The sequence below is a fragment of the Amycolatopsis thailandensis genome, from assembly GCF_002234405.1.
In the GTDB taxonomy this organism is placed as follows: domain Bacteria; phylum Actinomycetota; class Actinomycetes; order Mycobacteriales; family Pseudonocardiaceae; genus Amycolatopsis; species Amycolatopsis thailandensis.
The window spans coordinates 22,115-48,986 of sequence record NZ_NMQT01000104.1 but is presented as its reverse complement, the minus strand read 5'-3'; the positions used below and the strand labels follow the sequence as shown (position 1 = coordinate 48,986).

Annotated in this window: 25 protein-coding genes, 1 pseudogene and 1 riboswitch; of the genes and pseudogenes, 14 read left to right on the top strand and 12 right to left on the bottom strand. The window is 69.3% G+C overall.

The genetic code is table 11. From position 1 onward, the window contains the following. The first annotated feature begins 22 nt into the window (after positions 1–22). On the top strand, positions 23–832 hold the full coding sequence (locus tag CFP71_RS29380) for a serine hydrolase (protein ID WP_093937202.1): 810 nt from the start codon (positions 23–25) through the stop codon (positions 830–832). Here CFP71_RS29380 and CFP71_RS29375 read toward each other — a convergent pair. Further along, entirely contained in the window at positions 789–1,424 is a 636-nt protein-coding gene (locus tag CFP71_RS29375; protein WP_093937201.1) for a MerR family transcriptional regulator, read from the bottom strand. The two genes, CFP71_RS29380 and CFP71_RS29375, sit on opposite strands and share 44 nt — an antisense overlap. 348 nt (positions 1,425–1,772) lie before the next feature. Here CFP71_RS29375 and CFP71_RS29370 point away from each other — a divergent pair, with 348 nt between their 5' ends. The 5 genes and pseudogenes from CFP71_RS29370 (at position 1,773) to CFP71_RS29350 (ending at position 5,255) form a co-directional block, all read left to right on the top strand. Beyond that, positions 1,773–2,636: an alkaline phosphatase family protein gene (locus tag CFP71_RS29370; RefSeq protein WP_093937200.1), complete on the top strand. Its 864-nt coding sequence runs from the start codon at positions 1,773–1,775 to the stop codon at positions 2,634–2,636. A gap of 142 nt (positions 2,637–2,778) precedes the next feature. Then, positions 2,779–3,020, top strand: a pseudogene (locus CFP71_RS45095) (MFS transporter); the annotation flags it as partial. A gap of 101 nt (positions 3,021–3,121) precedes the next feature. Beyond that, a complete protein-coding gene (locus CFP71_RS29360) occupies positions 3,122–4,111 on the top strand; it encodes a TolB-like translocation protein (protein WP_093937199.1) in 990 nt (329 codons plus the stop codon). A 70-nt stretch (positions 4,112–4,181) separates the two neighbouring features. Continuing rightward, complete coding sequence (locus tag CFP71_RS29355) at positions 4,182–4,730, top strand: cysteine hydrolase family protein (protein WP_093937198.1); 549 nt, start codon at positions 4,182–4,184, stop codon at positions 4,728–4,730. 12 nt (positions 4,731–4,742) lie between these two features. Next, complete coding sequence (locus CFP71_RS29350; RefSeq protein WP_093937197.1) at positions 4,743–5,255, top strand: VanZ family protein; 513 nt, start codon at positions 4,743–4,745, stop codon at positions 5,253–5,255. Here the strand turns inward: CFP71_RS29350 and CFP71_RS29345 are convergent. The 4 genes from CFP71_RS29345 to CFP71_RS29330 form a co-directional block, all read right to left on the bottom strand. Continuing rightward, complete coding sequence (locus tag CFP71_RS29345; RefSeq protein ID WP_093937196.1) at positions 5,219–6,910, bottom strand: flavin monoamine oxidase family protein; 1,692 nt, start codon at positions 6,908–6,910, stop codon at positions 5,219–5,221. The genes CFP71_RS29350 and CFP71_RS29345 overlap by 37 nt on opposite strands. Next, complete coding sequence (locus tag CFP71_RS29340) at positions 6,907–7,662, bottom strand: carbon-nitrogen hydrolase family protein (protein WP_093937195.1); 756 nt, start codon at positions 7,660–7,662, stop codon at positions 6,907–6,909. Before CFP71_RS29340 ends, CFP71_RS29345 begins: the two co-directional genes overlap by 4 nt. A gap of 118 nt (positions 7,663–7,780) precedes the next feature. After that, positions 7,781–9,817 (bottom strand): acyltransferase family protein, encoded by a 2,037-nt coding sequence (locus CFP71_RS29335; protein WP_093937194.1) that lies wholly within the window; start codon positions 9,815–9,817, stop codon positions 7,781–7,783. Positions 9,818–10,098: 281 nt separating this feature from the next. After that, positions 10,099–10,662, bottom strand: a complete 564-nt coding sequence (locus tag CFP71_RS29330) for a DinB family protein (RefSeq protein ID WP_093937193.1) — start codon at positions 10,660–10,662, stop codon at positions 10,099–10,101. A gap of 92 nt (positions 10,663–10,754) precedes the next feature. Between CFP71_RS29330 and CFP71_RS29325 the strand changes: the two genes are divergently transcribed. Both CFP71_RS29325 and CFP71_RS29320 read left to right on the top strand, forming a co-directional pair. Continuing rightward, positions 10,755–11,717: a helix-turn-helix transcriptional regulator gene (locus tag CFP71_RS29325; protein WP_093937223.1), complete on the top strand. Its 963-nt coding sequence runs from the start codon at positions 10,755–10,757 to the stop codon at positions 11,715–11,717. A gap of 22 nt (positions 11,718–11,739) precedes the next feature. After that, the gene (locus tag CFP71_RS29320; RefSeq protein ID WP_093937192.1) at positions 11,740–12,534 is read left to right on the top strand and encodes an SDR family NAD(P)-dependent oxidoreductase; all 795 of its coding nucleotides are present in this window, start codon (positions 11,740–11,742) and stop codon (positions 12,532–12,534) included. A gap of 4 nt (positions 12,535–12,538) precedes the next feature. Here the strand turns inward: CFP71_RS29320 and CFP71_RS29315 are convergent, their stop codons facing one another. Beyond that, on the bottom strand, positions 12,539–14,356 hold the full coding sequence (locus CFP71_RS29315) for a flavin-containing monooxygenase (protein WP_093937222.1): 1,818 nt from the start codon (positions 14,354–14,356) through the stop codon (positions 12,539–12,541). Positions 14,357–14,514: 158 nt separating this feature from the next. Here CFP71_RS29315 and CFP71_RS29310 point away from each other — a divergent pair, with 158 nt between their 5' ends. Then, positions 14,515–15,717 (top strand): sigma-54-dependent transcriptional regulator family protein, encoded by a 1,203-nt coding sequence (locus tag CFP71_RS29310; protein ID WP_093937191.1) that lies wholly within the window; start codon positions 14,515–14,517, stop codon positions 15,715–15,717. 33 nt (positions 15,718–15,750) lie between these two features. Further along, positions 15,751–17,019, top strand: coding sequence for a cation:proton antiporter (locus CFP71_RS29305; RefSeq protein WP_167406323.1), 1,269 nt, complete (start codon positions 15,751–15,753; stop codon positions 17,017–17,019). On the opposite strand, the gene CFP71_RS29300 is transcribed toward CFP71_RS29305, so the two are convergent. Together CFP71_RS29300 and CFP71_RS29295 are read right to left on the bottom strand one after the other, a co-directional pair. Continuing rightward, positions 17,016–17,537: an SRPBCC family protein gene (locus CFP71_RS29300; RefSeq protein WP_093937189.1), complete on the bottom strand. Its 522-nt coding sequence runs from the start codon at positions 17,535–17,537 to the stop codon at positions 17,016–17,018. The genes CFP71_RS29305 and CFP71_RS29300 overlap by 4 nt on opposite strands. A 98-nt stretch (positions 17,538–17,635) precedes the next feature. After that, a complete protein-coding gene (locus CFP71_RS29295; protein ID WP_093937188.1) occupies positions 17,636–18,271 on the bottom strand; it encodes a DUF4230 domain-containing protein in 636 nt (211 codons plus the stop codon). 111 nt (positions 18,272–18,382) lie between these two features. Here CFP71_RS29295 and mptB point away from each other — a divergent pair, with 111 nt between their 5' ends. After that, positions 18,383–19,822, top strand: coding sequence for a polyprenol phosphomannose-dependent alpha 1,6 mannosyltransferase MptB (mptB, locus tag CFP71_RS29290; protein ID WP_093937187.1), 1,440 nt, complete (start codon positions 18,383–18,385; stop codon positions 19,820–19,822). Here the strand turns inward: mptB and CFP71_RS44330 are convergent. Continuing rightward, the gene (locus tag CFP71_RS44330; RefSeq protein ID WP_208636061.1) at positions 19,726–20,235 is read right to left on the bottom strand and encodes an SRPBCC family protein; all 510 of its coding nucleotides are present in this window, start codon (positions 20,233–20,235) and stop codon (positions 19,726–19,728) included. The genes mptB and CFP71_RS44330 overlap by 97 nt on opposite strands. A 95-nt stretch (positions 20,236–20,330) precedes the next feature. Here CFP71_RS44330 and CFP71_RS29280 point away from each other — a divergent pair, with 95 nt between their 5' ends. Then, entirely contained in the window at positions 20,331–20,912 is a 582-nt protein-coding gene (locus CFP71_RS29280) for a TetR/AcrR family transcriptional regulator (protein ID WP_093937185.1), read from the top strand. Positions 20,913–20,914: 2 nt separating this feature from the next. Here the strand turns inward: CFP71_RS29280 and CFP71_RS29275 are convergent, their stop codons facing one another. After that, positions 20,915–21,817, bottom strand: a complete 903-nt coding sequence (locus tag CFP71_RS29275) for a LysR family transcriptional regulator (RefSeq protein WP_093937184.1) — start codon at positions 21,815–21,817, stop codon at positions 20,915–20,917. Positions 21,818–21,900: 83 nt separating this feature from the next. Between CFP71_RS29275 and CFP71_RS29270 the strand changes: the two genes are divergently transcribed. Further along, positions 21,901–23,115 carry an MFS transporter gene (locus tag CFP71_RS29270; RefSeq protein ID WP_093937183.1) on the top strand — a complete coding sequence of 405 codons (1,215 nt, stop codon included), beginning with the start codon at positions 21,901–21,903 and terminating at the stop codon, positions 23,113–23,115. A 78-nt stretch (positions 23,116–23,193) separates the two neighbouring features. After that, positions 23,194–23,262, top strand: a riboswitch (guanidine-III (ykkC-III) riboswitch). A gap of 11 nt (positions 23,263–23,273) precedes the next feature. Further along, complete coding sequence (locus CFP71_RS29265) at positions 23,274–23,588, top strand: DMT family transporter (RefSeq protein ID WP_093937221.1); 315 nt, start codon at positions 23,274–23,276, stop codon at positions 23,586–23,588. A gap of 607 nt (positions 23,589–24,195) precedes the next feature. On the opposite strand, the gene CFP71_RS29260 is transcribed toward CFP71_RS29265, so the two are convergent. Beyond that, the gene (locus CFP71_RS29260; protein ID WP_093937182.1) at positions 24,196–25,524 is read right to left on the bottom strand and encodes an alpha-lytic protease prodomain-containing protein; all 1,329 of its coding nucleotides are present in this window, start codon (positions 25,522–25,524) and stop codon (positions 24,196–24,198) included. Between the two features lie 132 nt (positions 25,525–25,656). Next, positions 25,657–26,640 carry a LysR family transcriptional regulator gene (locus tag CFP71_RS29255; protein WP_093937181.1) on the bottom strand — a complete coding sequence of 328 codons (984 nt, stop codon included), beginning with the start codon at positions 26,638–26,640 and terminating at the stop codon, positions 25,657–25,659. Positions 26,641–26,872 lie beyond the last annotated feature (232 nt).

Here is a 26,872-nt window from a genome sequence, read left to right as displayed (position 1 = left end):
ATCGTCTCTGAACATCGACGTCATGTTCGACGACGAACGAACCAGGCCGATAGCCGTTCCCCGAGGGAACCGGCGGCTCCGCCTCCGCGTCACGGTCGTGACGGCTTTCCTGGCGGTCACCGGAATCCTCGGTTACGTGATCTTCCAGGCCGACGCGGCGGGCCGTCCCGCGCGGGACGAGCGGGTCGCCACCGTCGTCTTCGACCGTACGTCGGGCAAGCAGGTGGTCGGCGACCATGGCGGCGAGAGGTTTCGCACCGCGTCGGTGGTGAAATTGTTCATCGCGCTGGACGCCATCACCCATGGCCCTCGAAAGTCCGACGAGGCTCGGATCCACCGGATGCTGTCCCGAAGCGACGACGCGATCGCCAACACCCTGTGGACCCGGAACGGCGCGTCCGCGATCGTCACCAGGACGGCGGCCGCCATCGGCCTGAAGAACACCACTCCGCCAGCCGACGCGGGCCGCTGGGGCGACACGCTGTCCACCGCGGAGGACATCGCCGCGACCTATCGGCACATCCTCACACTGCCGAAAGCCAAGCGGAATCTGATCCTGAAGCCACTGCGCGAGGCGCCCAGGACCGCCGCCGACGGGTTCGACCAGCACTTCGGCATCCCGACGGCCTTCGAGGACCGGCCATGGGCGGTCAAGCAGGGCTGGGCGGCCGGACACGGAGCCGTGGACGCGCACACGACCGGTCTCGTCGGCGAGGGCGATCGCTACATCGTGGTCATCCTGACCAGTCACGCCGACGGCACGGACCTCGCGGTGGCGACCGCGTCGGCTACTTCGGCCGCCGAGTCCCTGTTTCCCCGTCTGGGAAAGTGACTTCGGCCGCGTTTTCCACCGTGGTTCTGAAAGCGCTTACCAGAAGCTCGGCGAAACAGGCCCGCGGAGCGGCCGGGACGCCTCCGGTCTGTGCCTTCAGCGCGGCCAGCTGCTCAGTCGCCAGCGGCGCGGCCCGGTCGAGGAACTGCCCGAGGAACCGCAGCGCGGCCAGGGGCGGGACCCCCGCTCCGGCGAGGTCCGTCACCGCCCGCGAGACGGACGGGCGCACGACCGAGGGCGCTCCCGCGTCGTCCTTGCCGAGTACACCGTGCCGCTCCAGACACCGGGCGACGGCGGGCTGGTCGCGGGCGATGTCGGCCATCGCCGAGTCCAGCCGCTCGGTGGCGTCCACTGTGGTCGTTCCGAGCATCGCGGCGATGGACACCAGGTTGAAGCCCTGTTTCTGCAGCATGGTGATGCGTCGCAAGCGCCGTAGATGTACCGGCCCGTAGTAGGCGGATCTGCCGTGGCGGACCGGCGGGGGCAGCAAACCCCTCGTCTGATGCGCCCGGATATTGCGCGCCGACATACCGACGATCGTCGACAGTTCTTCGATCGTGTATCCGGCCGGGCGCGACGAAAAGGGCTTCACACCGACCAGCTTAACCAATGGTCGGATGAGTGCCCAGTGAAGCCGGGCGTAATGACGCCACCACTGTCACCCGGCTGAATCAACGAGTTGCCATAAGTCCATCGGTTCCCGCCCAGGAACACAAGGTGAACGGGAGGTTTACATGGTTTCGTGCCAGTCGATGCCGGTTTTGGGGCGTTCTCCGCCCGTCGGCTACTCCGGTCAGGCGATCTTGGTGGGCCGGGGACTTCCCTGCCGTTTTAATGCTGCCAAGACATCTGATGTCTCGACTCTGTCGACGCCCGCGGAGCGCCGCTGAACCCGATGGTTGGTCGTCAAAGTTTCAACCTTTTCAGCAGGAGGTTTCACATGTTCTGGAAACGGATCGCGGTCGTCGCCGTGGCCGCGACCGGCTTGGCCGCGGCGCTGGTGGTGTCCCATCAGGACACTCCCGCCGCCGCGATCGAGCCCGTCGCGGCGAAGGTGCCCGCGTTCGACCACATCGTCCTCGTGATGTTCGAGAACAAGGACTACAAGGAGATCAACGGCAGCTCGAAGGCGCCGTACTTCAACAAGCTCGCCTCGCAGGGCGCGAAGTTCACCAAGGCGTACGGGACGACGCACCCGAGCCAGCCGAACTACATCGCCCAGTTCGCGGGTTCGACGCACGGCGTCGACAGCAACAAATGCCAGGATCTGGGGAACAAGGAGAACATCGCCTCCCAGCTGGCGGGGATCGGCAAGAAGTTCGTCGGCTACGCGGAAAGCATGCCGTCCGACGGCTACACGGGCTGCACGAAGGACAAATACGCCCGCAAGCACAACAGCTGGGTCAGCTTCGGCAATGTCCCGGCCTCGGCGAACAAACGGTTCTCCTCGTTCCCGACCGACTTCACCAAGCTGCCGCACGTCGCTTTCGTGACCCCGGACCTGTGCAGCGACATGCACGACTGCCCGGTCGACACGGGCGACAAATGGCTGAAGAAGAACCTCGACGCGTACGCGCAGTGGGCCAAGACGCACAACAGCCTGCTGATCGTCAATTTCGACGAGGACAGCGGGACGTCGGTGAACCAGATCTACACCACCTTCGTCGGCGCCCACGTGAAGCCGGGCAGCTACAGCGAATCCATCAACCACTATTCGATCCTCCGCACGATGGAGGCGGCGTTCGGCCTGCCGGGCATCGCCAACGCGGCGAACAAGTCGCCGATCACGAGCGTGTGGCAGTAAATCGGGTGAACCCGCGGGCGTGTCCACTGTGGACGCGCCCGCGGGCGGGGAAAGGCGGTTCGTCACGTGTACCTGTCCACGATCGGCCGCCGGGAGCATCCCGGCGGTGTGTCCAAGAAATCCTTCGCCCTGCTCGGCGGGAACGCCTTCGCCCGACGGCGTGGTGGACGGCCTCTACACCGGCGCGACCGCACTGTTACGCCTGGTCGGCGGCTATGTCGCGGACCGGATGGGCAAGGGTCAGCGAACCGCGCCCCGCGACGCGCTGATCACCCTGTCGGCGTCCGAGCACATGCTGGCCGCGCCTTCGGGGTTCAACGGGCGATTGACAGCGTCGGCGCGTTCCTGGGCCCGCTCGCTGCTGTCGGAGTGCTGGCCGTCGCCGGTTCGGCGGCCGGGCTCCTGCACTGCACCGGCGTGCGACGGATGCTGGTCGCCGTCGCCGCCACCTTCGTTCTCTTGGCTCCCCGCAGGAAGGCACGACCGTGAACACCCGCACCCGCGTCCTGATCGCCGTCACCGGAGTACTCGCGCTGGCCGCGGCCGCCGTGATCTACGTCGGGGTGGCGGGCGCGCGCAACCAGGACACCGCGTCGGCGGGCACCAGCGGCGCCGTCACGCTCGAAGGCGGACGGCTGCTGTTCCGCAGCACCGCCGACGCCGACCGCGGACACGTGTCCAGCGTCGCGGCGGCAGATCCGGGCGGCGCCCGGGCGGTCTCGACGGTGTCCTGCGCCCGGGTCTACGCGGCGGGCGGCACCGGGATCTGCCTGCGCCCGGAGACCGGCCTGACGACGTATCAGCTGGCCGTGCTCGACAGCAAGCTCGCGGTCACGCAGGAGATCCCGCTGGTCGGGCTGCCCAACCGGGCGCGTGTCTCCCCCGACGGGCGGCGGCTCGCGTGGACGGTGTTCGTCACCGGCGACTCCTACAACGGCGGCCGGTTCTCCACCCGCGCGGGCACTCTCGACCTCACCACCGACAGCGTCGAAGGCACGCTCGAGGACTTCGCCGTGACCGTGGAGGGCAAGCCGTACAAGGCGGCCGACTTCAACTTCTGGGGCGTCACCTTCACCAGGCAGCCGAACCGCTTCTACGCCACCATGTCGACCGGTTCCCACCGGTATCTCGTCGAAGGCGACTCGGCGGCCCGGACCGTGAAAACGCTGCGAGACAACGTCGAATGCCCGTCCCTCTCGCCCGACGAGACCCGCATCGCCTACAAATCCGCCATCGACGGCGATCCCGCCAAGGGGTGGCGGGTCTCGGTGCTCGACCTCGCGAGCGGCACCGTGACGCCGCTGGCCGAAACCCGGAACGTCGACGACCAGCCCGCGTGGCTCGACGATCGCACAGTCGCCTACGCCCTCCCCCGCACCCAAGGACATTCCGACGTCTGGGCCGTTCCCGCCGACGGCACCGGAGCGCCGCGCCTGCTCATCCCGGAGGCCGAGTCACCCGCCGCGCTCCCCTAGCGAGGGGTCGGCGGCACGCCAGGCCGACTTGACCTTCGGCTCGAGTAGGTCGCGTCCTAGGCTTCCGCACATGAGGGCCGCGCTGCTGATCGTCGACATGCAGGAAATGCTCGTTCCCCTGGTCTGGCGCGGCGAGGAACTCGCGGCCCGGATCGCCGCGCTGGCGCGGAAAGCCCGCGAACAGGGCGTTCCGGTGATCGCGCTGCGGCAGGTCGGCGCGCCCGGGACCGACTTCGATCCCGCGGCACCGGGCACCCGGCTCAGCCCACTGCTCGGCCTCGAACCGGTCGACGTGGTTGTCGACAAGACCGCGACGGATTCCTTCCACCGCACCGGTCTGGCGGGGCTGCTCGTCGACCGTGGGGTGGACACGGTGGTGCTCACCGGGCTGGCCACCGACTACTGCGTCGACGCGACCGCGCGGTCCGCGCAGAGCCACGGTCTGGACGTCGTGCTGGTCGCCGACGGCCACGCGCCCTCGTCCGACGGCGATCCCACCGTGGGACTGACCGCCGAACAGGTCATCGCCCGGCACAACCTGATCCTGGCCACCGCGATCCATCCCGGCGGGCGGCTGCGCGTGGTGCCGTCGGCGGAGGTCGAGTTCACCGGCCCGTAGGATCGGCCCGCCATGATCACGAACTTCCTGCTCGATCACTCCGCCCTGGTGCCGGTGGCGATCCTCCCGGTCGCGCTCGTCTGCGCCGTCCTCGGCCTGCTGTGCGCGGGCAGGCGCCGGATCCTGTGGGCCCTCGCCGGGGTGTCCCTGGCCCCGGTCTTCGCGTTGACGCTGGTGCCCACCGGTCGCACGATCGACGAGATCGGGTGCACGGTCCAGTTTTCGCTGCCCACGCTCGGCGCGGTGGAGCTCCTGGCCAACGTCGCGTTGTTCCTGCCGCCGGCCTGTTTCGCCGCGCTGGCGTCCCGGCGCCCGCTGACGACGCTCGCGGCGGGCTCGGTGCTGTCCGCGCTGGTGGAGGCCCTGCAAGCGGTCGTACCCGCGATCGGCCGGGCCTGTGACACCAACGACTGGCTGATGAACACCATCGGCGCCGTCCTCGGCGTACTCCTCGCGGCGGGCACGAGGTGGCTGGTGGACCGCCGCGCTCAGTCCGGCAGTTCGACGGGTGCGATGTCGTCGTAGACGTCGCCCGGCCCGGGGTTGGCCGGATCCGTCTCGCCGCCGAAGTGGTTCAGGACGCCCCACACCGCGTTCAGCGCCGTCTGGACCGCGCCTTCGGCCCAGCCCGCCGTCCACGAAACGTCGTCACCGGCGAGGAAGAGACCACGGTGGCGCTCCTCCAGCCCGTCCTGCTTGAAGTGCGTGAAAAGCCGGTGCTGATAGCGGTAGTGGCCGGGCAGGTTGGCCTTGAACGCGCCCATGAAATGCGGTTCGGCCTCCCAGGACACGGTCACCGGGTCGCCGATGATGTGCCGCCGGACGTCGACGCCCGGATAGATCTCCTTCAGCGACTGGAGCATCACCTCGACCCGCTCGGACACCGAGAGCGGCAGCCACTTCAGCGAATCGTCGGCCCAGGTGTAGGAGAGGCAGATCACCGCGGGCGCGTCCGGATCGTCGCCGAGCAGGTAGGTGCCGCGCGGCATCCGGTCGGTCAGCGTCATGCTCATCGTGTCGCGCCCGGTCTCCGGGTCCTTGTCCAGCCAGAACGGCCGGTCCACCGGGACGAAGACCTTTGAGGACTCCATGTAGTGAGTGCGCTCGATCGCCGTCCAGTGGTCGATCGGGAACAGCGCCTCGTCGCATTCGATCTTCGACAGCAGCATCCAGCTCTGCGCGGTGAACACCGCCGCCGGATAGGTGCGGATGCGTCCTTCGGTGTCGGTCACGGTGATGTTGTTCGGCGCGGTGCGGTGCAGCCGGGCGACGCCGGGGTTCGGGCCGCCGCCGTGCAGTGAGCTCAGGCTCGTTCCGGCGGGCCAGAAAGCGATGTCCTCGGGCGCGTGTTCCCACAGCCGCAACGGAAGCTGCCTGCTGCCGCCGACGATGCTGCGGTGCTCGTCGTCGGCGCCGGTGTAGACGACCCGCAGGATCTCCAGGATGGAGTTCGGGAAGTCGGTGTCCCAGCCGCCGGTGCCGAAGCCGACCTGCCCGAAGATCTCGCGGTCGCGGAAGGAGGCGAACGCCGGTGACTGGCAGAGGAAACCGTAGAAGGTCTGGTCGTCCAGCTTCGGCACCAGGTCGTTCCACAGCCGCTTGATCGTCTTCGTGTCGCGCTCGCGGATGGCCTTCTGCATCTCGGTGAACGCGGCCTGCTCGGACAGTGTGCTGTCCCAGGCGGCCGCGACCTTCCCGAAGACGGCGGGGAGCTCGTCCGCCGAACGCGCGTAGTGGCTCTCCCCCTTGAGGTCGACGACGGTGCTCGGCGTTCCGGGCGCGAGCGGGTTCGGGAACGGCGTGGTCTCCAGGCCGACCTTGTCGATGTAGTGGAAGAGCGCGGTCGACGCGGGCGGGAAGCGCATCGCGCCCATCTCCGCGACGACGTCGTCCGGGCAGCCCGGGAAGTTCACGGTGCGGAGGCGGCCGCCGATCTCGGCGATCTCGTACACGACCGGGCGCAGGCCGAGTTTCATCAGCTCGTACGCGGTGACGATGCCCGAGAGACCGCCGCCGATCACCGCCACCTCGGTGCCGTGCCGGTCGGCGGGGAGCGAGCCCAGACCGGCGGGGTGGGCGAGGAAATCGTCGTAGGCGAACGGGAAATCGGGGCCGAACATGGTGATCGGACGGCCGGCCGGTTCGTCGTGGTGGATCGCGGTCGGAAGAGCGGAGGTCATGCGGAAAGTCCTCGGTACAGATCGGGCCGTCGGTCGGCCAGGTGGGTGTTCTCCAGTCGCGAAGCGGCGAGGGCCTCGCGGGTGACGTCGGCGCTGATCAGCTCCGGACCGGCGCCCGCACGCGCGAGCACTTCACCGGTCGGGGCGACGACGCAGGACCGGCCGCAGTAGGTCAGCTCCTGCTCGGTGTCGCATCGGTTCGCGTAGGCGACGAAGAGCTGGCTTTCGTAGGCGCGGGCGGGTACCAGCGTGTCGGCGACCAGTTCGTACGGGCTCATGAGCGCCGTCGGCACCACGAGCAGCTCGGTCCCCGCGAGCGCGTGCGCCCGCACCAGCTCGGGGAACTCGACGTCGTAACAGATCAGCAGGCCGACGCGGAGACCGCCGAGTTCCGCCTGCACGACCGCTTCGGCCCCCGGCGCGAACCAGTCGCGGTCGATGTCGCCGAACAGATGGGTCTTGCGGTAGTTCGCCAGCCGGCGTCCGTCCGGACCGATCAGCTGGACGCTGTTGTGGACGTGGTCACCGTCGGACTCGGGGTAGCCGTAGGCCAGCGCGGCACCGGTTTCCCTTGCCAGCGCGGACATCCTGGCCGCGGTCGGACCGTCGGCCGGTTCGGCGAGCTCATGGGAGCGGGCACCGATGTGATAGCCGGTGGTGATCATCTCGGCGGCGATCACGAGATCGGCGCCCGACGTCGCGACGGCGGACGGCAGTTCGGCGTACGAGCCCTGATGGACGGCGATCTTCACGCAGACGACGATATCCGCCGTTTCGCATCGCCGAAAAGGGCTGATCGTTGCGCATGGAGTTGGCAGACCATCGAACTAGTGCGGTTCGGCGCAATTCTGCGGCGATTTGTTGTCTGGATCACCCGCCCGGCGGTGGCTCCTGCGTTTGCTCGTCCGCCCAGCCGAGCGCCTCGGTGATCGCCTTGTCCGCGATGGCCGACATGGTCGACATGTAGGTACCGCTGACGTGGTTGTCGTCGAGGTAGACGAGCACGTTGCCGATCACCGGCGGGCAGACCTCGGCCGTGCAGAAGTAGTCGCTGAAATCGAGGAACCGCACGTTCGACGGCAGGTCCGCCAAGGTCTCGTACGGCGGCTCCGCCGCGTAGAGGTCGTAGCGCGGGGTGGCGCACTCGGGCGCCTGCGTGCCGCGACTTTCGACGCAGGCCGACGGCGACTGGTCGAAGCGCGGGTTGTCCCGCACCGCCAGCACCGGGATGCCGGCCTCGTCGACCTTGCGCCACTGGGCGATGTAGCCGCCGGGAACCCGTTCCTCGACACCGGTCCGCACGTCCCTGGTGCCGATCGTCATCACCGCGTCGGGCCGGGCCGTGACGATCTCGTCCACCACGGCGGAGTTCCAGTCGATGCAGGCCTGGTCCCCCGGCACGGCGTCGGAGTCGGTGGAGAACGGGCAGCCGCCGCGGAGGATCGAGGTCACCTCCCAATTCCGCTGCTCGGCGACCGGCAGCAGGGCGCCGAGGAACTGCCCGGCGTGCGAGTCGCCGGTGACCACGATCCGGCGGGTGGGATGCCCGGACGTCTGCGAGGTGCAGAGCTCCAGATCGGCGTTGCGCGGCGACACCCCGCACCGGGCCGGGTCGATCCCCGCCCAGTCTTCGGACACCGCGACGAACGACGGGACGAGGGCGGCATCGGCGGCGCCCCAGTACTTGAAGCCCTCGGTGTGCGCGAGCGCGCCGGGGTGGTCGGGATCGTCGACCGCGATCGAATAGGTGTCCGCCTGGCTCACGCTCACCCATTGCCAGACGCCCGTCGCGGCGAGCACGGCCGCGAGCGTCGCGACGCCGAAGCGGTAGGCGCCCCAGCGGGTCCTGGCTCCGATCGCGGACGCGCGGACCGGTTTTTCGACCAGATGGTGGGTCAGCACGGCGAGGGCGAAGGCCAGCGCGATGATCACCGCGCCGCCGCGCAAGCCGACCTCTTCCCGGTCACGGGCGACGAGGTAGAACACCAGGACCGGCCAGTGCCAGAGATAGAGCGCGTAACTCAAGTCGCCCAGGTACTTCAGGGGGCGGCTGCTGAGGAAACGATCGGCGCCGGCTTTGAACGCGGTGTCACCCGCGAGGATCACCAGCGCGGCCGAAAGCGTCGGCCAGAGCGCGAGGTAGCCGGGGAAGACCGTCCCGACCTGGAGCACCAGCCCGCAGGAAACGAGCCCGGCGACGCCTGCCCAGCCGAACACGACCCGCGCGGACCGGGGCACCTCGACGCGGTCGAGGACCAGGGCGAGCAGGCCGCCGAGCGCGAACTCCCAGGCTCTGGTCAGCGAATCGAAGTACGCCAGCGGCTGGTCGACCGCGGTGAGCCACACCGAGTAGGCCAGCGAGGCCGCGAACACCGTGCCGAGGGTCGTGATCAGCAGCGGCAGGACCTTCCGCCCCGCCTTCTTGGCGATCAGCAGCACCAACCCGACCAGCAGCGGCCAGACCACGTAGAACTGGCCCTGGATCGACAGCGACCAGAAGTGCTGGACGACGCTCGCCGAGTTGTGCTGCGCGAAGTAGTCGGTGGAATCGGCCGCCAGCTGCCAGTTCTCCAGGTAGAGCGCGGAGGCGACGACCTCCTTGATCGTCTGGAACCAGCGGTTCTGCGGCAGCAGCACCGTGCTCGCCGCGATGACCAGCAGCAACACGGTGAGCGCGGCCGGGAACAGTCGTTTGATCATCCGGCCCCACATCGGCCGGAACTCGATCCTGCCGCGCGAGGCCGCGCGGAAGAGCTGGCCGGTGACGAGGAATCCGGAGATCAGGAAGAAGGCGTCGACGCCGCCCGAGATCCGGCCCAGCCACACGTGGTAGACGACCACCAGCACACACGCCAGCGCCCGCAATCCCTGGATCTCCGGGCGAAACCGCCGCTCCGTCTCCCGCACAAACCACCACCATGATCACCCGGTCGCCGACGGGCGGGGACCCTACGGCAGGAAGCTGTGAGCGAGCTTAGTTCGGATGATCGGATGGCTACCGCCTGGTAGGGGCAGCTGTTGCCACGGTCGGCGTCGGACCGGCCCCACAAGCCCCAGCAGTCACGCAGGCCGCGAGTGAAGACCCCCGGAAGGTGGCTTGGCGCCGAGACCGAGTGGGGGCGGGGTGGTCGTGAGTGGTAAGTGACGCTCTAACGACACTCACCACTCACGACCACCGGCACCACGGGTCAGGTCGACTTCTGGCCGTCGATGCTCTCGCGCAGGATGTCGGCGTGGCCGGCGTGCTGCGCGGTCTCGGCGATGACGTGCGACAGCACCCGCCGCACGCTCCGCACCGCGCCCGGCGGGTTCCACGGCGCCTCGGGCAGCGGATGCGTCGCGGACAGGTCGGGGATCGACGAGACGATCTCCTTCGTCCGCGCGGCCACCCGCTCGTACCGTTCGAGGATCGACGCGAGCGTGTCGCCGGGCAGCATCTTGAAGTTGTTCTGGTGGTCGATCGCCCACTGTGGGTACTCACGGGCGGTCCCGGCACCGAGGTCGGCCCAGGTGACGCCGTCGGGCAGGTCGTAGGTCATCGCGGACGGGCCCTCGACCGCGAAGCGCAGCCACATCTCTTCGATCGAGGCGACGTGCTTGATCAGGCCGCCGAGGCTCAGTTCACTGACCGTCGGGTGCTCGCCGAGCTGTTCGTCCGTGAGTCCTTCGACGGTGGTGGTCAGCGCGGCGCGGACGGTGTCGAGGGCTTCGAGCAGGTCGGCGCGTTCGGCGTCGAGGATCGTGGCGGTCATCGGGCCCTCCGTGTTGTCGTTTTCTGGCACGAGACCACTCTCGCAGGGGTAGAGGACAGGGTGTGGCCGCTACTGAAGGCATCATGGAAAACATGCCGAAGACCTCCGCGCGCCTGCTGTCGATGCTTTCGTTGTTGCAAGCGCGCCGCGACTGGCCGGGAGCGCTGCTGGCCGAGCGGCTGGACATCAGCCCGCGCACCGTGCGGCGCGACGTCGACAGGCTTCGCGAGCTCGGCTACCCGATCGCCACCGTCAAAGGTCCCGACGGCGGGTATCGGCTCGACGCCGGGTCCGAACTGCCGCCGTTGTTGTTCGACGACGATCAGGCGGTCGCGCTGGCCGTCGCGCTCCGGATCGCCACCACCAGCGGCGCGGGGATCGAAGAGGCGGCGATGCGGGCGCTGCACACCGTCCGGCAGGTGATGCCCTCGCGGCTGCGGCGCCGGATCGACACCCTCCAGGTGACCGCCGTCGAGTCGCCCGCGAGCCGGTCGGAACCCCGCGTCGACGGCGACGTCCTGCTGGCGCTCGGCGCGGCCGTGCACGCCCGCGAGGTCCTGCGGTTCGACTACGCGGGAACCGATCTCCCCCGGCGGGCGGAACCGCATCATCTGGTCACCTGGCACGGTCGCTGGTACCTCGTCGCCTGGGATCTGGACCGCCGGGACTGGCGCACGTTCCGGGCCGACCGGATCACCCCGCGTACGCCGGCCGGCCCGCGGTTCACCCGGCGCGAGCTGCCCACCTCCGACGTCGCCACCTTCGTCGCGAGCCGGTTCCGGGGCTCGGCCGACACCGGTGACTGGCCCTGCCGGGGCGAAGTGATCCTCGATCTTCCCGCCTCGGCCGTCGCCCACTACGTCCGCGACGGCGTCGTCGAGGAGGTGGGCTCGGATCGGTGCCGTTTGGTGCTGGGTTCGTGGTCGTGGGCCGGGCTCGCGGCGAGCATCGGGCGGTTCGACGCGGACATCGAAGTCGTCGGGCCCGCTGAGCTGAAGGAAGCCTTCGCCGTTCTGGCGCGCCGATACGCGAAAGCCGCGCCCTGCGCCGAGTGATCTTCTCGGCCAGACTGGAGCCATGCGACTGGATCTGAGCGGGAAAACGGCCCTGGTCACCGGATCGACGCAAGGCATCGGTTTCGCCATCGCCGCGGGACTCGCCAGGGCGGGCGCCAGGGTCGCGCTCAACGGCCGGGGTGAATCCGGCGTCGCGTCCGCGATCGACCGCCTGCGCGGCGAGGTACCGGACGCCGACGTCGTCGCGGCGGCCGGTGACGTCTCCACGGACGAGGGCACCGCCCGGGTGCTGGAGGCGGTGCCCGACGCCGACGTCCTGGTCAACAACCTCGGCATCTTCGGCACACAGTCCCCTTTGGACATCACCGACGACGAGTGGCGGCGGTACTTCGAGGTCAACGTCCTCGCCGCGGTGCGGCTGACCCGCGCGTACCTGCCGAGGATGACGAGTCGCGGCTGGGGCCGGATCCAGTACATCGCCAGCGATTCCGCGATCGTGATCCCCGCCGAGATGATCCACTATGGAGTGTCGAAGACCGCGTTGCTCGGCGTTTCCCGCAGCTTCGCCAAGGCCGCGGCGGGGTCGGGCGTCACGGTCAACTCGGTGATCGCGGGCCCGACCCACACCGGCGGTGTCGAGGACTTCGTCTACCAGCTGGTCGACAAGGATCTCCCGTGGGACGAGGCACAGCGCGAGTTCATGCGCCTGCACCGGCCGCAATCGCTGCTGCAGCGGCTCATCGAGCCCGAGGAGATCGCCAACCTGGTGGTGTACCTCGCTTCCCCGCTCGCCTCGGCCACCACCGGGGCCGCGGTCCGCGTCGACGGCGGCTACGTCGACTCGATCGTGCCGTGATCGGTCACGACTTGTGATGCACCTCCTGGAGGCCGAACACCGGCGTCGGCATGCCCTCGTAGCGCGCTTTCAGCTGTAGCGCGAGGTAAAGGGAGTAGTGCCGGGACTGGTGCAGGTTCCCGCCGTGGAACCACAGCCCTTCCTGCTGCGTGGGTTTCCACATGTTGCGCTGCTCCCCTTCCCACGGGCCGGGGTCCTTCGTCGTGTCCGAGCCGAGGCCCCAGCACTTGCCGACGCGGTCCGCGGTCTCCTGCCCGACCAGATCCGCGACCCAGCCGTTCATCGAGCCGTAGCCGGTGGCGTAGACGACGACGTCGGCTTCGAGTTCCGTGCCGTCGGAGAGCACCACCGCGTCCCGGGTCAGGTGGTCGACCTGGCCATGCGCCAGCTTGATCTTCCCGTCGGCCACCAGTTCCGAAGCGCCGACGTCGATGTAGTAGCCGGAACCGCGGCGCAGGTACTTGAGGAACAGGCCGGATCCGTCGTCGCCCCAGTCGTGCCGGAACCCTGCCGCCTCCAGCCGCGCGTAGAAGTCCTTGTCCCGCTCGCGGATAGCGTCGTACACCGGGATCTGGAACTGCGGCATGATCCGGTACGGGATCGACGCGAAGATCATGTCCGCCTTGTCGGTGGTGATCCCCGCCTTCACGGCGCGTTCCGAGTACAGGTCGCCGAGGCCGAGGTCCATCAGGGAATCGGACTTGACGATATGCGTCGAAGACCGCTGCACCATGGTGACGTCGGCGCCGTGTTCCCACAGCGCCGCGCAGATGTCGTGCGCGGAGTTGTTGGAGCCGACCACGACGGCCTTCTTGCCCGCGTAGGCGTCCGGGCCGGGGTGCTGTGACGAGTGGTGCTGGTCGCCGCCGAACTCGTCCATCCCGGGGAACGACGGGAGGTTCGGCTTGCCGGACATACCGGTCGCGAACACGACGTGCCGGGGCGTGAGCACCAGCTCCTCACCCTCGCGGACGACGGTCACCAGCCATTGCCGCTTTTCCTCGTCCCAGGACGCGGAAGTCACCTCGGTGCTGGTCCAGTACGGCACTTCCATGAGCCGCGTGTACATCTCCAGCCAGTCGGCGATCTTGTCCTTGGGCGCGAACACCGGCCAGTTCTCCGGGAACGGCAGATACGGCAGATGGTCGTACCAGACCGGGTCGTGCAGGCACAGGTTCTTGTACCGCTTGCGCCACGAGTCCCCCGGCCGTTCGTTGCGTTCCAGGACGAGCGTCGGCACATCGAGCTGCCGCAGCCGGGCACCGAGCGCGATACCACCCTGGCCACCGCCGATGACCACGACGTACGGCTGCTGGTCGTAGCCGAGCCGCGCCTGCTCTTCCTCGCGCTTCTCGGCCCAGGACTTCCGGCCCCGGACGACGCCGTGCTCGACGCCCTTCGACCGCTGTTCGTTGCGCCGCTCCTCGAAACCCTTCAGCTCACGCAGGCTCGTCAGTAGCGTCCAAGCGCCTTCGTCCTTGAGTCGCAAGTGGCCTTTCGCGCGGCCCGTCGCGGTCTCGAACTCCAGCCACGCTTCGGTCACGCCGTCGGCTTCGGTCGGCGTCTCGGTGGTACGGAATCCGGACGGTTCGATCCGGTCGAGACAGGCGCCGAGCAGGTCGGTGACCCCGTCGCGGCCTTCGACCGTCTTGATCGTCCAGGTGAAGGCGACCAGGTCGCGCCAGTAGCTGTCGACGGCGAAGAGCGCGGCGGCGGCTTCGGCGTCACGGGCGACCAGGGCCGCTTCGAACCGGCTCAGCCAGGCGTCGACCCGAGCCTGCGGCGAGCCCGTCGCCTCGATCCGGTCCACCGTCTGTGTCATGACCACTCCCCAACGTCGGCGTTTCGGCTGTTACCCCGATCACACGCCGGGGGCGCCTGGACCGGCAAGGGTTGCAGCGTGTTGCAGCGCGACTCCTTGGCGCGTCCGCTCCGGCCGACCTATGCTGGTCCGTCGACGCGATGGTGCGGAGGTGACCCGTGAGCGTGTTCAGCTCGGTCCCGCCCGGCGCCGACCTGCCGATGCACGCCCGTGACCTGGTCAGGATGCACGAAGCCGTGATCGGCGGCGGCCGTCCGCGCGTCAGCCCGCGGCCGCTGGTTTCGCGGTCGTGGTCTCGCGCGCTGAGTCTGGGGCTCGCCGCCGACGGCGTGAACACCCGCGGCTCCGTGCCGCTCGACGAGGTCGCCCGCCGTCGTCGCGCCTCGCCGTTGCGGCATGTCGTCGAAGACCTCGGACAGGTGCTCGGGACGACGTCCGACACCGCGAACATGCTGCTGGTGGTGACCGACGCCGAGGGCGTCATCCTCTGGCGGGCGGGCTCGCCCGCGGTCAAACGCCGTGCCGACACCCTGGGCTTCACCGAAGGCGCCGACTGGACCGAGACGCGGGTCGGTACCAACGCGATCGGCACCGCGCTCGCCGAAGCCGCGCCGGTCGAGCTGCTCGCCGGTGAGCATTTCGAACAGGGCCAGCATCCTTGGTACTGCACCGCGTCGCCGGTGCACGATCCACGCACCGGCGAACTGCTCGGGGTGATCGACGTCAGCGGTCCCGCGCTGACCCTGCACCCGGCGATCGGCGCGCTGGTGGAGACCGGACGGCGGCTGGTCGAATCCGAACTCTGGCGGCATCACCAGCAGGGCCTGGACAGGCTGCGCCGAACCGCCGAACCGGTGGTGGCGGGCACCGGCGGCCCGGCGCTGCTGGTGGACGACGACGGCTGGGTGGCCCACTCCGCCGGCATCGCGCCCGGGGCGAGGATCGCCGCTCCCGTGGAAGGCCAGATCCTCGCCGTTCCCGGGCTGGGCGCTTGCCTGCCCGAACGGCTGGCCGAAGGCTGGCTCGTCCGCCCGGCCGACACCGCGCGCCGGGTCCGGCTGGATCTCGAACTGGGGCACGCGCCGATGCTGCGGATGCGGTCGGGGGACGTCGGCTGGGTCCGCACCGTGACCCCCCGGCACGCCGGGATCCTGGTGCACCTCCGCACGGCGGGCCCGGCCGGGCTTTCGGCCGAGGCGCTCAGCCGGGCGCTCTACGGTGACGCCGAACACCTCGTCACCGTCCGTGCCGAGGTCTCCCGGCTCCGGCGGCTGCTTGGCGCCATCGTGGACACCCGGCCGTACCGGCTGGCCGCGGGCGTCGACCTTTCGGTCCACAAAGGACTCGAAGTCGGCCGCTGATTGCGGCCGGTCCGGACCGGGTACCCGGCGCGCATGGAGATACTGCTCGCCGGGGCAGGCGTTCTGGCGCTGTGCGCCGCGGTGCTGCCGAACCTGTTGCACGAACGCGCGCTGTCGATGCCCCTGATCCTGCTGCTGGGCGGGCTGCTCTTCGGACTGCTCCCCTTCGGACATCCCTACGGCGAGGGTGTCCTCGACCCGCGGTCGCATGTGGGCGCCGTCGAAGTGATCACCGAACTCGGCGTCCTGGTGTCACTGGTCGGCGCGGGACTGAAATCCGACCGCCTGATCGGCTGGCGGTCGTGGAGCTCGACCTGGCGGCTGCTGGCGATCACCTTGCCGTTGTCGGTGCTCGCGGTGGCCCTGCTCGGCTGGTGGGCGCTCGCCCTGTCCCCCGCCGCCGCACTGTTGCTGGGGGCCGTGCTGTCGCCGACCGACCCGGTGCTGGCGAGCGATGTCCAGGTGCCCGCGCCGCATACCGACGACGGGCGGGGCGCGGACAACGAGATCAGGTTCACGCTGACCTCGGAGGCCGGACTCAACGACGGCTTGGCGATGCCGTTCGTCCTGCTGGCCCTCGTCCTGGCCGGAACGGCGACGACGTCTCCCGTGCCGTGGCTGCTGACCGAGGTCCTCGCTCCCCTCGCGATCGCCGTCCTGGTCGGCCTCGTCTGCGGGCGCTTGCTGTCCTGGCTCATGTTCCGGGTGCGGCACGAGCGGCTGCGCCTCGGCGAGTACTCGGACGGACTGGTGGTGCTGGCCATCGCGTTCCTGCCCTTCGCGCTGTGCGAATGGCTGGGCGGCATCGGTTTCGTCGCGGTGTTCACGGCCGCCGCGACCATCCGCGCCAGCGAGCGGTCGCACGAGTACCACGGCGTGCTGCACGAATTCGGGGATCAGCTGGAACGGCTCTTCGTGGCGCTGGCCTTGCTCGGCCTCGGTGTCGCGCTGGGCGACGGGCTCCTCGACGGCCTGAAGCTCGTCGAGGTCCTGGTGGCGGTCGCGGCGGTCGTGATCGTGCGCCCGTTGTTCGGCGGGCTGGCGTTGATCGGCGGCGGTACCACCCGACCGGCGGCGACGGCGATCGCGTTCTTCGGCATCCGCGGGATCGGCAGCCTCTACTACCTGTCCTACGCGCTGGGGCACGGCGATTTCCCGATGGCCGACTCGCTCTGGCGCGTGACGGCGCTCACGATCGCGGTGTCGGTCCTCGTGCACGGTCTGCTGTCCGGTCCGGTCATGCGCAAACTCGAGCACCGGGGTTTGCAGAACGCCGACAACGGAACGCATTCAGAGGACTAAACGCAAGGATCGCGGCGCCACTCCCGGCCTTCGAGCCGGTCCTTCACCCGCCCCAGCGTGGTGGCGATGTTGGCGCGGTTGGTGGCGACGCGGTCGGACTCGCCGGTGATCATGATGGCGAACGGGATGAACCACCCCGGCACCCGCAGCCAGTTCGTCACGGTGACGCGGCTGCCGTCGCCGTCGGGGGTGATGTCGTACTCCCAGCGGGAAATCGGCACGAAGAAGGGGGTACGGACCCGGTAGGCGAACCGGCGGCCTGGCTCGGCCTCGGTGATCTCGGCGTGGGTCACCCAGCGCCGGCGGCCGTTGCGATTGCTGCCCGAGAACCAGTTCCCGACACGGGCCTCGGTCGCGCCGCGGATCCAGCGGGCCTTGCACAGTTCCTCGGCGCACTCCGCCATCGCGACGGGATCACTGACCAGCCGGTACACCTCGCCGGGCGCGGCCGAGATCACGATCTCGCCGATCGCGATCGGCTCGCTGTAAGTCAGCTTGTCTCTCGGCTTCGTCACCATCGCGCCCTCCCGGTCGGCCTCGCCAGCGCACCAGCACGAGGGCGGCCCGGTCAAGACCGGCCGGAAAAAGCGCGCACATTCGCATAAATCCCAGCGGGTCAGGTCGTCGGTTCGGCAGTGAAAGTGACCTGGAAGCCCAGCGCCTGCAACAGCCCGGTGAGCATCGCCTTCGTGTTGGCCCTGGCTCGTTCGAGCAGCCCGGAGTGCTGCGCGGCCTCACCGATCCGCTTCTCCGCGGCGAGGTGGAACTGCCGCTGGTCCGGCACCGACACCAGCGCCGAAAGCCTGTCGACCAGACCGCGCTCCTGGCCGAAGACGTAGCTGTGCTCGTTGTCCAAAGCGGGCTTCGCCAGCTTGGGTTCGGGCAACCGCACCTCGACCGACCGCCGGTCTTCCGAGACGGTGAGGGAATTCTCCACCAGCGGTCCGAAATCGACGTACGCGTCGACAGAGCCCGCGGCCACGAACAGGGTCCGTTCCCCCGCGATGACCGCCGGCACCCATTTGACGTCCTTCTCGATGTCGACGACCACCTGGTAGTCGCCGACCGCCGCGTGGTACTGGCTCAGATCGCGGACCGCCTTGAGCACCGCAGGCTGCGAACGGTCCACAGTGGACGTTCCGAACGGGTCGAGCTTCGGCAGCAGCCCGGCGATCTGCAGAGCCGCGCCGACGATCAGAATTCCGGCCAGGGCGAACGCCCCGAGGCGCACCCAGCGTTTCTTCACGCCCACCACCGCCTCTCCAGCGCGTGGAGTACCCGGCGGACGCCGTCTCGAAGCGTCGGAACCGGTTTCTCGGACGATCGGCGGAACCGGATTCCGCACTTGGAGTAGTTTGGCCGCATGCAGAACGTCTTGCCCGCGCCGGAGAAGACCGGGCTGACCATCTCGGCGTTGCACTGGGCGGGTTTCCTCGGAATCGCCGTGCTGGTGCTGGTCACCTCCGGCATCGGCCTGCCGTCGGTGCTGGTGGTGGCGCTGGGCGTCACCGGGATGGCCACCCTGGTGCTGTCGTGGCTGGGCATCGGACGGCTCGCCGCCGGGCTGCCCGAGCGGCGGCTGTACTGGATGGCGGTCTCGTGGTGCGTGCCGCTGCTGGTCGCGCGCCCGCTGTTCAGCGGCGACGTCAACAGCTATCTGGCGCAGGGCCTGATCGCGGCCAAGGGCTTCGACACCTACCTCGTGGGACCGGCGGAGGCGCTCGGCGCCGACTCGCCCGTGACGCTCGCCGTCAGCCACTACTGGCGGGACACGCCCGCGCCGTACGGTCCGGCGTTCGTCGCGCTGGCCCGCGCGATCGCCCACGTCGCCGGGGACTCCTTCGTCCCGACAGTGCTGCTGCACCGGCTGCTGGGGCTGGCGGGGATCGCGCTCCTGGCCTGGGCGCTCCCCCGGCTCGCCCGCCGCGTCGGAGTCTCACCGTCGATCGCGTTGTGGCTGGCGCTGCTCAACCCGCTGGTGCTGTGGCACATCGTGGCCGGCGTGCACAACGACGGCCTCATGGTCGGGCTGATGGTGGCCGGACTGGAACTGGTCCTCATGGGCGCGGCGAAGACCGGCGCGGCCCGGCCCGCGCTGATCGCGGCGGGTGTGATCGCGGTCAGCACGGGCGCGAACATCAAGATCGTGGCCGTCGCGGGCCTGCTGTTCGTCGGCGTCGACCTGTTCCGCCGCGCGACGCCCGCCGGCCGGGTGGCGGTGGCGCTCGGGCTGCCGGCCGGCTTCGCGGCGGTCACCGTGGCGATCTCGCTCGGCAGCGGGATCGGGTTCGGCTGGGTCCGCGTGCTCTCCGGGGTTTCCGGCCAGGTGCACAGCTGGATGGCGCCGACCAACGAACTCGGCTTCCTCGTCGGCGGGGTGGGCAAGCTCTTCGGAGCCGACCTGACCGACGGCGCGATCAAGGTGTTCTCGCTCATCGGCGCGATCCTCGGCCTCGCCGTCGGCGCCAGGCTGTTGTGGCTCACCTACCGCGAGAAGACGCACCCGCTTTACGGCGCGGGGCTGACCTTCGCCGCGATGCTGGTACTCGGCCCGGTCGTGCAGCCGTGGTATCTCCTGTGGACGGTCGCGCTGCTCGCGGTCAGCCTGACGACCGACCGCGGCCGGTGGATCCTCGCCGGGATCAGCGCGCTGTTCGGTGTCCTGCTGCCGCCCGCGAACGGCGGCGCCGTGTCGCTCGCGCTGGGCTACCTGATCGCGGTCGTGCTCATCGGCGGCACCTTGTTCTTCCTGAAGCGCCGGAACCTGTTGCCGGAGATCAGGTTCCGCAAGAGCCGGACGTAGAAGCCCCACCGCGCGGGTGTCCGGACCGTGCCGGTGAGCTCACGCTCGGCACGGTCCAGGCAGTCCTCCAGCAAGGCGTCGTGCAGCGGCCGCCACACCAGCGGGTAAGTGAGCCAGGCGGGATGCCGCAGCCGCAGCACCATGAGGTGCACGAGCTCGGTGTCCCCGGTTTCGGTCGCTCGCATCGTGAACTCGTGGAACCCGTCGAAGCCGCGGGGCGCGGTGAACCGGAACCTCACCGACCTGCCGGGTTCGTAGGACTCGACGCGGTACCGCACCGGACCGTGCCCGCCGTCGGCTCCCACGCCGAGCGGCCGGTCGAACCGCATCGGCGGCCACGCGTCCACCGGCCAGAGCCGGTCGCCGTCCTCGGACAGTGTGTCGATCAGCGCGCCGACCTGTTCTCGTGTCACGCCGACGATCCGGGAATGTCTGTTCCACACTCGCATCGTGCCTCCCAGTTCTAGAGAACTTCCCCTAAAACGATAGTAGAGGATAGTCTCTGAAAATGGGACGGCCACCGCGGCACACCGCCGACGACTTCCTCGACGCCGCCGTGCGGATCTTCGCCGCCGAAGGGGTCGCCGGGGTGACCATGTCGGCTGTCGCCCGCGAAGTCGGCGCGCCGAGCGGGTCGATCTACCATCGTTTCCCCGGACGTCCGGCCCTGCTCGCCGCCGTCTGGCTCCGCACCCTGACGAGCTTCCAGCAGGGCTATCTCGAAGCCCTCGAACGGGAACCGGTCACGGAGGCCGCCGTCGAAGCCGCCGCCCAGGTCGTCCGCTGGTGCCGTGCGCATCCCGCCGAGGGAAAACTGCTCTACGGCGGCGAACGCGCGCTCGGCGTCGACGACTGGAGCGCGGAAGACCGGGCCCGCAACGATGAGGCCGGCCACCGTCTCGACACGGCGATCACCAAGGTCGTCCGACAGCTGCGACCGCTGACCGGCCGGAGCACCGACGAGCTAATGCTCGCCCTCGTGGACCTCCCCTACGCGGCGGTGAGGAGACACCTCGATCGCGGCGAAGCACCGCCGCCACGCACCGTCGACCTGGTGGCCAGGACGACCCGCACGCTGCTGGCGGACTGAACTCAGGGCCGGACCGGGATCGCGATGGAGAACTCCTCGCCGTCGATCAGGTCGAGCAGGAGGCGGGCGGTCCGGCGGGGCGGCCGTTCTCCCCTGGTGGCGATGGTCAACGGCCAGGTGAGGCCGGGTTCGTCGAGCGGGATCGTCCGGACGCCGGCGAGCAACCGGAGATCGGGCACGACGGCGATCCCGAGTCCCGCTGTCACGTAGGCGGGCACCGCGCGCAGGTCGGCGACCTCGACGACGACCCGCCGCGGGGTCCCGATCGCCTCGAAAGCGCGGTCCAGGGCGACCCGGTTGCCGAAGCCGCGCGGGTTGTCCACGAACGACTCGCCCGAGAGGTCAGCCAGGGTCAGTGATCGCCGGTCGCCCAGCCGGTGCCCGTCGGGCAGCACGACGACGAACGGCGCCGATCCGATCAGCTTGGTGTCCAGCCCGGCGAGATCGGATTCCGGCAGGCCGAGCAGAGCGACGTCGAGCCTGCCCTGGCGCAGGTCTTCGGCGAGCCCTGTCGACCCGGTGATCGACACCGTGACGTGCAGCTCGACCAGCGGGTACCGCCGGTGGAAGGCGCCGAGCAGATCGGGCAGGTCGAGGTCGCCGACGCTGGTCAAGGTGCCGACGCGGAGGCTCCCGCGCAGGCCGGCGGAGGCGTCGGCGACCACCTCGCGGGCCCTGTCGACGGCCTCCAGCGCGGCCTTGGCCTCGGGAAGGAACACCGTGCCCGCCGGGGACAGCGCGACGCGCCTCGTCGACCGGTCGAACAGTTTGACGCCCAGCTCGGCTTCGAGTGCCTGGATCGTCGCCGAGACGGTGGACTGCACCGCGAACAGCCGTCGAGCGGCGCGGGTGAAACTGAGTTCCTCCGCGACGGCGACGAAACATTCCAGCTGACGGGTCTCCACAACGCGGAATTATCGCAGTTTCGGATAACTCTGACCAGTATTGTTCGTTGGACTTGGATGATCCGAGGACTCACAGTGGAGTCATGCTGAACAGCGCCACTCTCCCCCGTCCCGCGTTCCGGCGGATCAGCCACGGTCGCGGCTTCTGGGTCATCGCGGCCGCCTATGCCGCCTCGCTGGCCTTCTCCACCGTTCCCACCCCGCTCTACGTGCTCTACCAGCAACGTGACGGGTTCCCGACCTACGTCGTGACCATCGTGTTCGCGGCGTACGCGGTCGGCGTGATGGGCAGCCTGTATCTCGCCGGTCACGTCAGCGATTGGCTGGGACGACGGCGGGTGATCCTCGCCGCGACCCTGACCCAGGCGCTTTCCGCGACGCTTTTCCTGGCGTGGCCGGACGTTCCCGGGCTGATCCTGGCCAGGCTCGTCGGCGGTGCGGGGATCGGCGCCCTGACCGCGACCGCCACCGCGCATCTGTCCGAACTGCGCGCCGTCGCCCGGCCGCGTGAGGACCACGGCCGCGCGGGACTGATCGCGACCGTGGTCAACATGGGCGGGCTGGCGCTCGGCCCGTTGTTCGGCGGGATCTTCGCGAGCTACTCGGCCGAGCCACTCACGACGCCGTTCGTGTTCTTCCTGGTCTTGCTGCTCGCCTCGGCCATCGCGGTCGCGCTCGTGCCGGAAACGGTAGAGCGCGCCGAGGAACGCCCCGCCTACCGGCCACAGCGCGTCTCCCTGCCGTCGAGCGCGCGGCCCGCGTTCTTCGGCGCGGCGATCGGCGCCTTCGCGGCTTTCGCGATCACCGGACTGTTCATGGCGCTGACGCCGACGTTGCTGGCACAGGGAATGCACCAGAATTCGCGGCTGCTGGCCGGTTTCGCGTCGTTCTCCGTGTTTCTCGCGGCGGCCGCGGCGCAGGTGGTCTTCGCCGGTCTGGCCAGGCGGACCCAGCTGCGGCTCGGTCTCGCGCTGATGGTGACCGGGCTGGTGGCGTTGCCGGTCGCGGTGACCGCGTCCCAGCTGTGGCTGTTCCTCGCGGGCGGGGTCGTCGCGGGCGCCGGCGTCGGGCTGGGCTTCCGCGCCTCGGTGGCCACCGTCGCCGCCCTAGCCGAGCCGCCGGTGCGCGGCGAGGTGCTCGCGGCCCTGTTCCTGGCCGCCTACGCCGGACTGGTCCTGCCCATCCTGATCGTCGGCATCTCGCTGATCTGGCTGCCGAGCGCGTGGGCGCTGATCGGGTTCTCCTTACTGGAACTGGGTTTGCTCGCCTGGTCCGCCCCCAAGGTGCTGACCCGCTGACCGTCCACAGTGGCCTGCCGGGTGGTGATCCTCGTCAAACCCGCGGGCGCCCCGCGCGAGCGATGTGCGATCCTGGTCGTGGAACCTCGTGATCGAGGTCCCCGGACGAGTGGGTGCCGTACCCGGCCAGCGACAAGACGGCGCTCTGGGAGCGCGTCATGTCGTGGCTTGTCCTGATCGTTTCGGGTGTTCTGGAAGCCGTGTGGGCCACCGCCCTCGGCAAATCCGAAGGATTGTCCCGGCCCACGCCGTCGGTGATCTTCGGGGTGACCCTGGTGGCCAGCATGGTGGGTCTCGCTTACGCGATGAAGGATCTCCCCGTCGGCACCGCCTACGCCGTCTGGGTCGGGATCGGGGCGTCCCTCACCGTCGCCTACGGCATGTGGTCGGGCGCGGAAACCGTTTCGCTGGCCAGAATCCTGCTGATCGTGGGGATCGTGGCGTGCGTGGTAGGACTGAAAGTCCTGCACTGAGGCGCCAAGTGCGCCATGCGCGCTCGCCGGTGCGCCGACTGAGAGTGGCGTCGTATCTGAACCCAACGTGCGCGAAGACGTGACTCGCGTGATCGGGAACGGATCTCGCGTGATCAGACGGCGAACACGGTGAACGTCGTCCGATCACGCGAGTTCCGCCTCTGATCACGTGAGATCGCGATCTCCAAGGCCAGGAGTGGCTGGTGGGGCGAGTGAGGCGTTCGGTACGGGGACTTGAGTGCTATTGGGCCGAAGGGCAAATATGGCATGGTCGATCCTGCCCAGCAGGTTCTACGTGGGGTCGTGAGTGGTAAAGAGGGTTCTAACCCTCTTTACCACTCACGACCCCTTCGCAAAGCCACGCGAAGTGCCCAAAACGGGCGTTCCGGCCGGAAGGGGTGTCTCATGTGGACGGCCGCCGCCGCGATCTGCTCCCGCGGGCCAGTTCGCACCGGGCCCGGGCCGCGAAAGCCCTGCTCGGCAGGAGACTCCATCACGCCACCTTTGCCTTGCCCCACCGGAAATGGGGACCGCCCCCGACGCACGGACGACGTCGGGGGCGGTCGGTCCGGGCGCACCCCTGCGTGTGGCCCGGACGGCTAGGCGGTCAGGCGCGGGCCCAAAGCGCTGGGACGTTGGGCGGCTCCCATCCAGCCTGTGCGGTGTGGCCCTGGAGGGCCCGGTAGGAAACTCCGTTGTAGGTGACCGTCGCACCGGCGGCGTAGGTGGTGCCGGCCGCCCAGGTGCCGGTGGGCGGATTCGACGTCGTGTTGGTCGGCGTCGTGGTGGTGCTGCTCGGCGGGTTCGAACCCGAGGTCACCAGCTTCAGGCCGTAGACGCTCAGGATCACCGAGACCGGCTGGAAGTAGAACGTGCCGCCCGAGGTGCAGTTGCCGGAACCACCGGAGGTGACGCCCTGTGCCTGGTCACCCGCGAGCCACGAGCCGCCCGAGTCGCCCGGTTCGGCGCAGGCGTTGGTCCGGGTCAGGCCGGAAACGGTGCCCTGCGGGTAGTTCACCGAGGCGTTCTTCTGCTGGATGGTGCCGCAGTGCCAGCCCGTCGTGGAACCGGAACGGCAGACCGAGGCGCCGATCGCGGCCTCCTGCGAACCGGCCACCGGCACGGTGCCGGGGTAGCGGTTGACCAGCGCGCGCGGGGTGTTGCCCGCGTCGACGCGGACCCACGCGTAGTCGTTGCCGGGGAAGGTGGAGCCCGCGACGGTCCCGCTCGGGTTCGAGGTACGCGTGCCGGTGGTGCCGCAGTGCCCGGCGGTCACGAAGCCGCCCTCGACCGAGAAACCGATCGAGCACCGGCCCGAACCGAAGGTGTAGGCGTTGCCGCCGATGACGTCGATCAGCGGAACCGGGCTTTCGGTACTGGTCTCGACCCGCACCGCCTCGGCCCGTACACCGGACGCGGTCGCCCACGACTTCGCGGCGGCCTCACCGCCGGTGTGCGCCAGGACGACGATCGAGTTGGTGGCGACGTCGACGTACCAGCCAGGCACGTTCTTCGGCGCGCTGGTTCCCTTGGCGTCCAACGACTGCTTCGCCGCGTCGAGCTGGGCGGCGCTCCGCGCGACGGTCTTCGGGGTCGCGCCCGCCGCCCGGACGGCGCCTTCCAGAGCCGCATCGGTGACGGCGACGGTCAGCTTCGTGCCTGCCGCGTCCAGCCACGACCCGCCATAGGACGGGCCGAGCCGGGTCTTGAGAGCGCTGTCGGCGTAGGCGGCCTTCTGCTCGTCGGCGAGGCGGGTCCGGGCCTGATCCGGGCTGATCTTCAGATCGCGCGCCATGGCCGCGACGATCTCCGACTGCACCTGGTCGGACGCCGTGACGGTCTGGCCGGCACTGGCGCTCGGCGTCAGCGCGACGGCCGTGACCAGACCGGCTCCGGTTAGGGCCGCCGCGGCGGCCGCTACGATCTTTCGGTTCATTTCAGGCTTTCCTCACCGACGTTCCGGAAGAAGATCTCGTCCAGACCGTACGAGGCGCCTGCTGCAAAAGGTACATACCATTTAGGTCATATCCACCCAGTGGACTGGACCTTTCAACGACTTCGGCGCAGGTCAGCGCACTCCGGCGTCCGTGTAGTCCACGCCATAACCCGGGTTCAACTCGAGATACTTCGAGTAGGTCGGCCGCCGGTCGATCAGCTCGCCGTACACCGCGCGCGACAGGGCGATCATCTCGGCGGCGAAGGGCCCCATCTCCCCTCGTTCCGACCAGCCCACGAGATTCCGCCAGCTCAACGGATTCCCGGCGATCGGGACCGCGACGATACCCGGGATCTCGTGGAACAGCGGCTGGCACAGCACCACCGCGTGCCCCGACTCGACCATCTCGATACAGGTCAGCACATCGGTCTCGTACAGCGAACGCGGCGTGAACCCCGATCGCGCGCACGCGGACGCGAAACAGTCGCCGAAGCATCCGTCACCCGGCGTCGCGCACCACCGTTCTTCCGCCAGCTCACCGAGTTCGATCTCGTTCTGCTGCGCGCGCTCGTCCCGCGCCGACATCAGCACGAACACCGGATGATGCGCGAGCGTCCGCCAGCGAAGCCCGGGCTCCGGCGGTGGACCGGCGTCACCGCAGACGCCGACGAAGGCGAAGTCCAGCCCACCCTCCGCGGTCATGTCCGCGAGTTTGTTGGCCGACCACGACGTGTGCGTGGCGACATGGATGTCGGGATGGGTGGTGCCGAGGCGTTGCAGGAGCGCCCCGAGCATCGGCCCCGTCGCGGAACCGAGCCGCAAGGTCATCGGCTCGCCGGTGCCGGCGTGCTGGGCGAGACGCGCGGCCTCGTCGTGCAGCGACGACACCGCGGGAAGGACCATCTTGGCCCTGTCGAGTACCAGGAGGCCGAGCGCGGTCGGCCGGGTGCCCGTGTGATCGCGCAGGAAGAGCTTCCCGCCGAGTGTCCGTTCGATGCGCTTGAGTTGTGCTGTCAGTGCAGGCTGGGCCATTCCGAGCGTATTCGCCGCTTTGGTGATACTCCCGAGTTCGGCGATCGCGCACATGATGCGCAAGTGGCGCAGTTCCAGCTCCATCCCTCTACGTTAGTAGACATAACTGGACTGGACCAGACAAACGGTTGAGCCAAATGGCTTCGTATCGCTTGGTTCGCGGTATGCCATCGATGTCAGCAATCCCGGACATGTCAGGACGTCCTGCCGCTACTGTCACCACGCAACGGACGACGAGAGGGTTCGGTGGCGGACGAGCATGGATCCGGCGAGCGTGATCACCGACCTCGGTGCGACCGGGATTTGGGACTCGAAC

Excerpts from the sequence above, each read along its gene's own strand:
- CFP71_RS29380 (WP_093937202.1), top strand. The coding sequence starts at position 23 with ATGTTCGACGACGAACGAACCAGGCCGATAGCCGTTCCCCGAGGGAAC.
- CFP71_RS29370 (WP_093937200.1), top strand. The coding sequence starts at position 1,773 with ATGTTCTGGAAACGGATCGCGGTCGTCGCCGTGGCCGCGACCGGCTTG.
- CFP71_RS29355 (WP_093937198.1), top strand. The coding sequence starts at position 4,182 with ATGAGGGCCGCGCTGCTGATCGTCGACATGCAGGAAATGCTCGTTCCC.
- CFP71_RS29350 (WP_093937197.1), top strand. The coding sequence starts at position 4,743 with ATGATCACGAACTTCCTGCTCGATCACTCCGCCCTGGTGCCGGTGGCG.
- CFP71_RS29345 (WP_093937196.1), bottom strand. The coding sequence starts at position 6,910 with ATGACCTCCGCTCTTCCGACCGCGATCCACCACGACGAACCGGCCGGC.
- CFP71_RS29330 (WP_093937193.1), bottom strand. The coding sequence starts at position 10,662 with ATGACCGCCACGATCCTCGACGCCGAACGCGCCGACCTGCTCGAAGCC.
- CFP71_RS29325 (WP_093937223.1), top strand. The coding sequence starts at position 10,755 with ATGCCGAAGACCTCCGCGCGCCTGCTGTCGATGCTTTCGTTGTTGCAA.
- CFP71_RS29320 (WP_093937192.1), top strand. The coding sequence starts at position 11,740 with ATGCGACTGGATCTGAGCGGGAAAACGGCCCTGGTCACCGGATCGACG.
- CFP71_RS29315 (WP_093937222.1), bottom strand. The coding sequence starts at position 14,356 with ATGACACAGACGGTGGACCGGATCGAGGCGACGGGCTCGCCGCAGGCT.
- CFP71_RS29305 (WP_167406323.1), top strand. The coding sequence starts at position 15,751 with ATGGAGATACTGCTCGCCGGGGCAGGCGTTCTGGCGCTGTGCGCCGCG.
- CFP71_RS29300 (WP_093937189.1), bottom strand. The coding sequence starts at position 17,537 with ATGGTGACGAAGCCGAGAGACAAGCTGACTTACAGCGAGCCGATCGCG.
- mptB (WP_093937187.1), top strand. The coding sequence starts at position 18,383 with ATGCAGAACGTCTTGCCCGCGCCGGAGAAGACCGGGCTGACCATCTCG.
- CFP71_RS29280 (WP_093937185.1), top strand. The coding sequence starts at position 20,331 with ATGGGACGGCCACCGCGGCACACCGCCGACGACTTCCTCGACGCCGCC.
- CFP71_RS29270 (WP_093937183.1), top strand. The coding sequence starts at position 21,901 with ATGCTGAACAGCGCCACTCTCCCCCGTCCCGCGTTCCGGCGGATCAGC.
- CFP71_RS29265 (WP_093937221.1), top strand. The coding sequence starts at position 23,274 with ATGTCGTGGCTTGTCCTGATCGTTTCGGGTGTTCTGGAAGCCGTGTGG.
- CFP71_RS29260 (WP_093937182.1), bottom strand. The coding sequence starts at position 25,524 with ATGAACCGAAAGATCGTAGCGGCCGCCGCGGCGGCCCTAACCGGAGCC.
- CFP71_RS29255 (WP_093937181.1), bottom strand. The coding sequence starts at position 26,640 with ATGGAGCTGGAACTGCGCCACTTGCGCATCATGTGCGCGATCGCCGAA.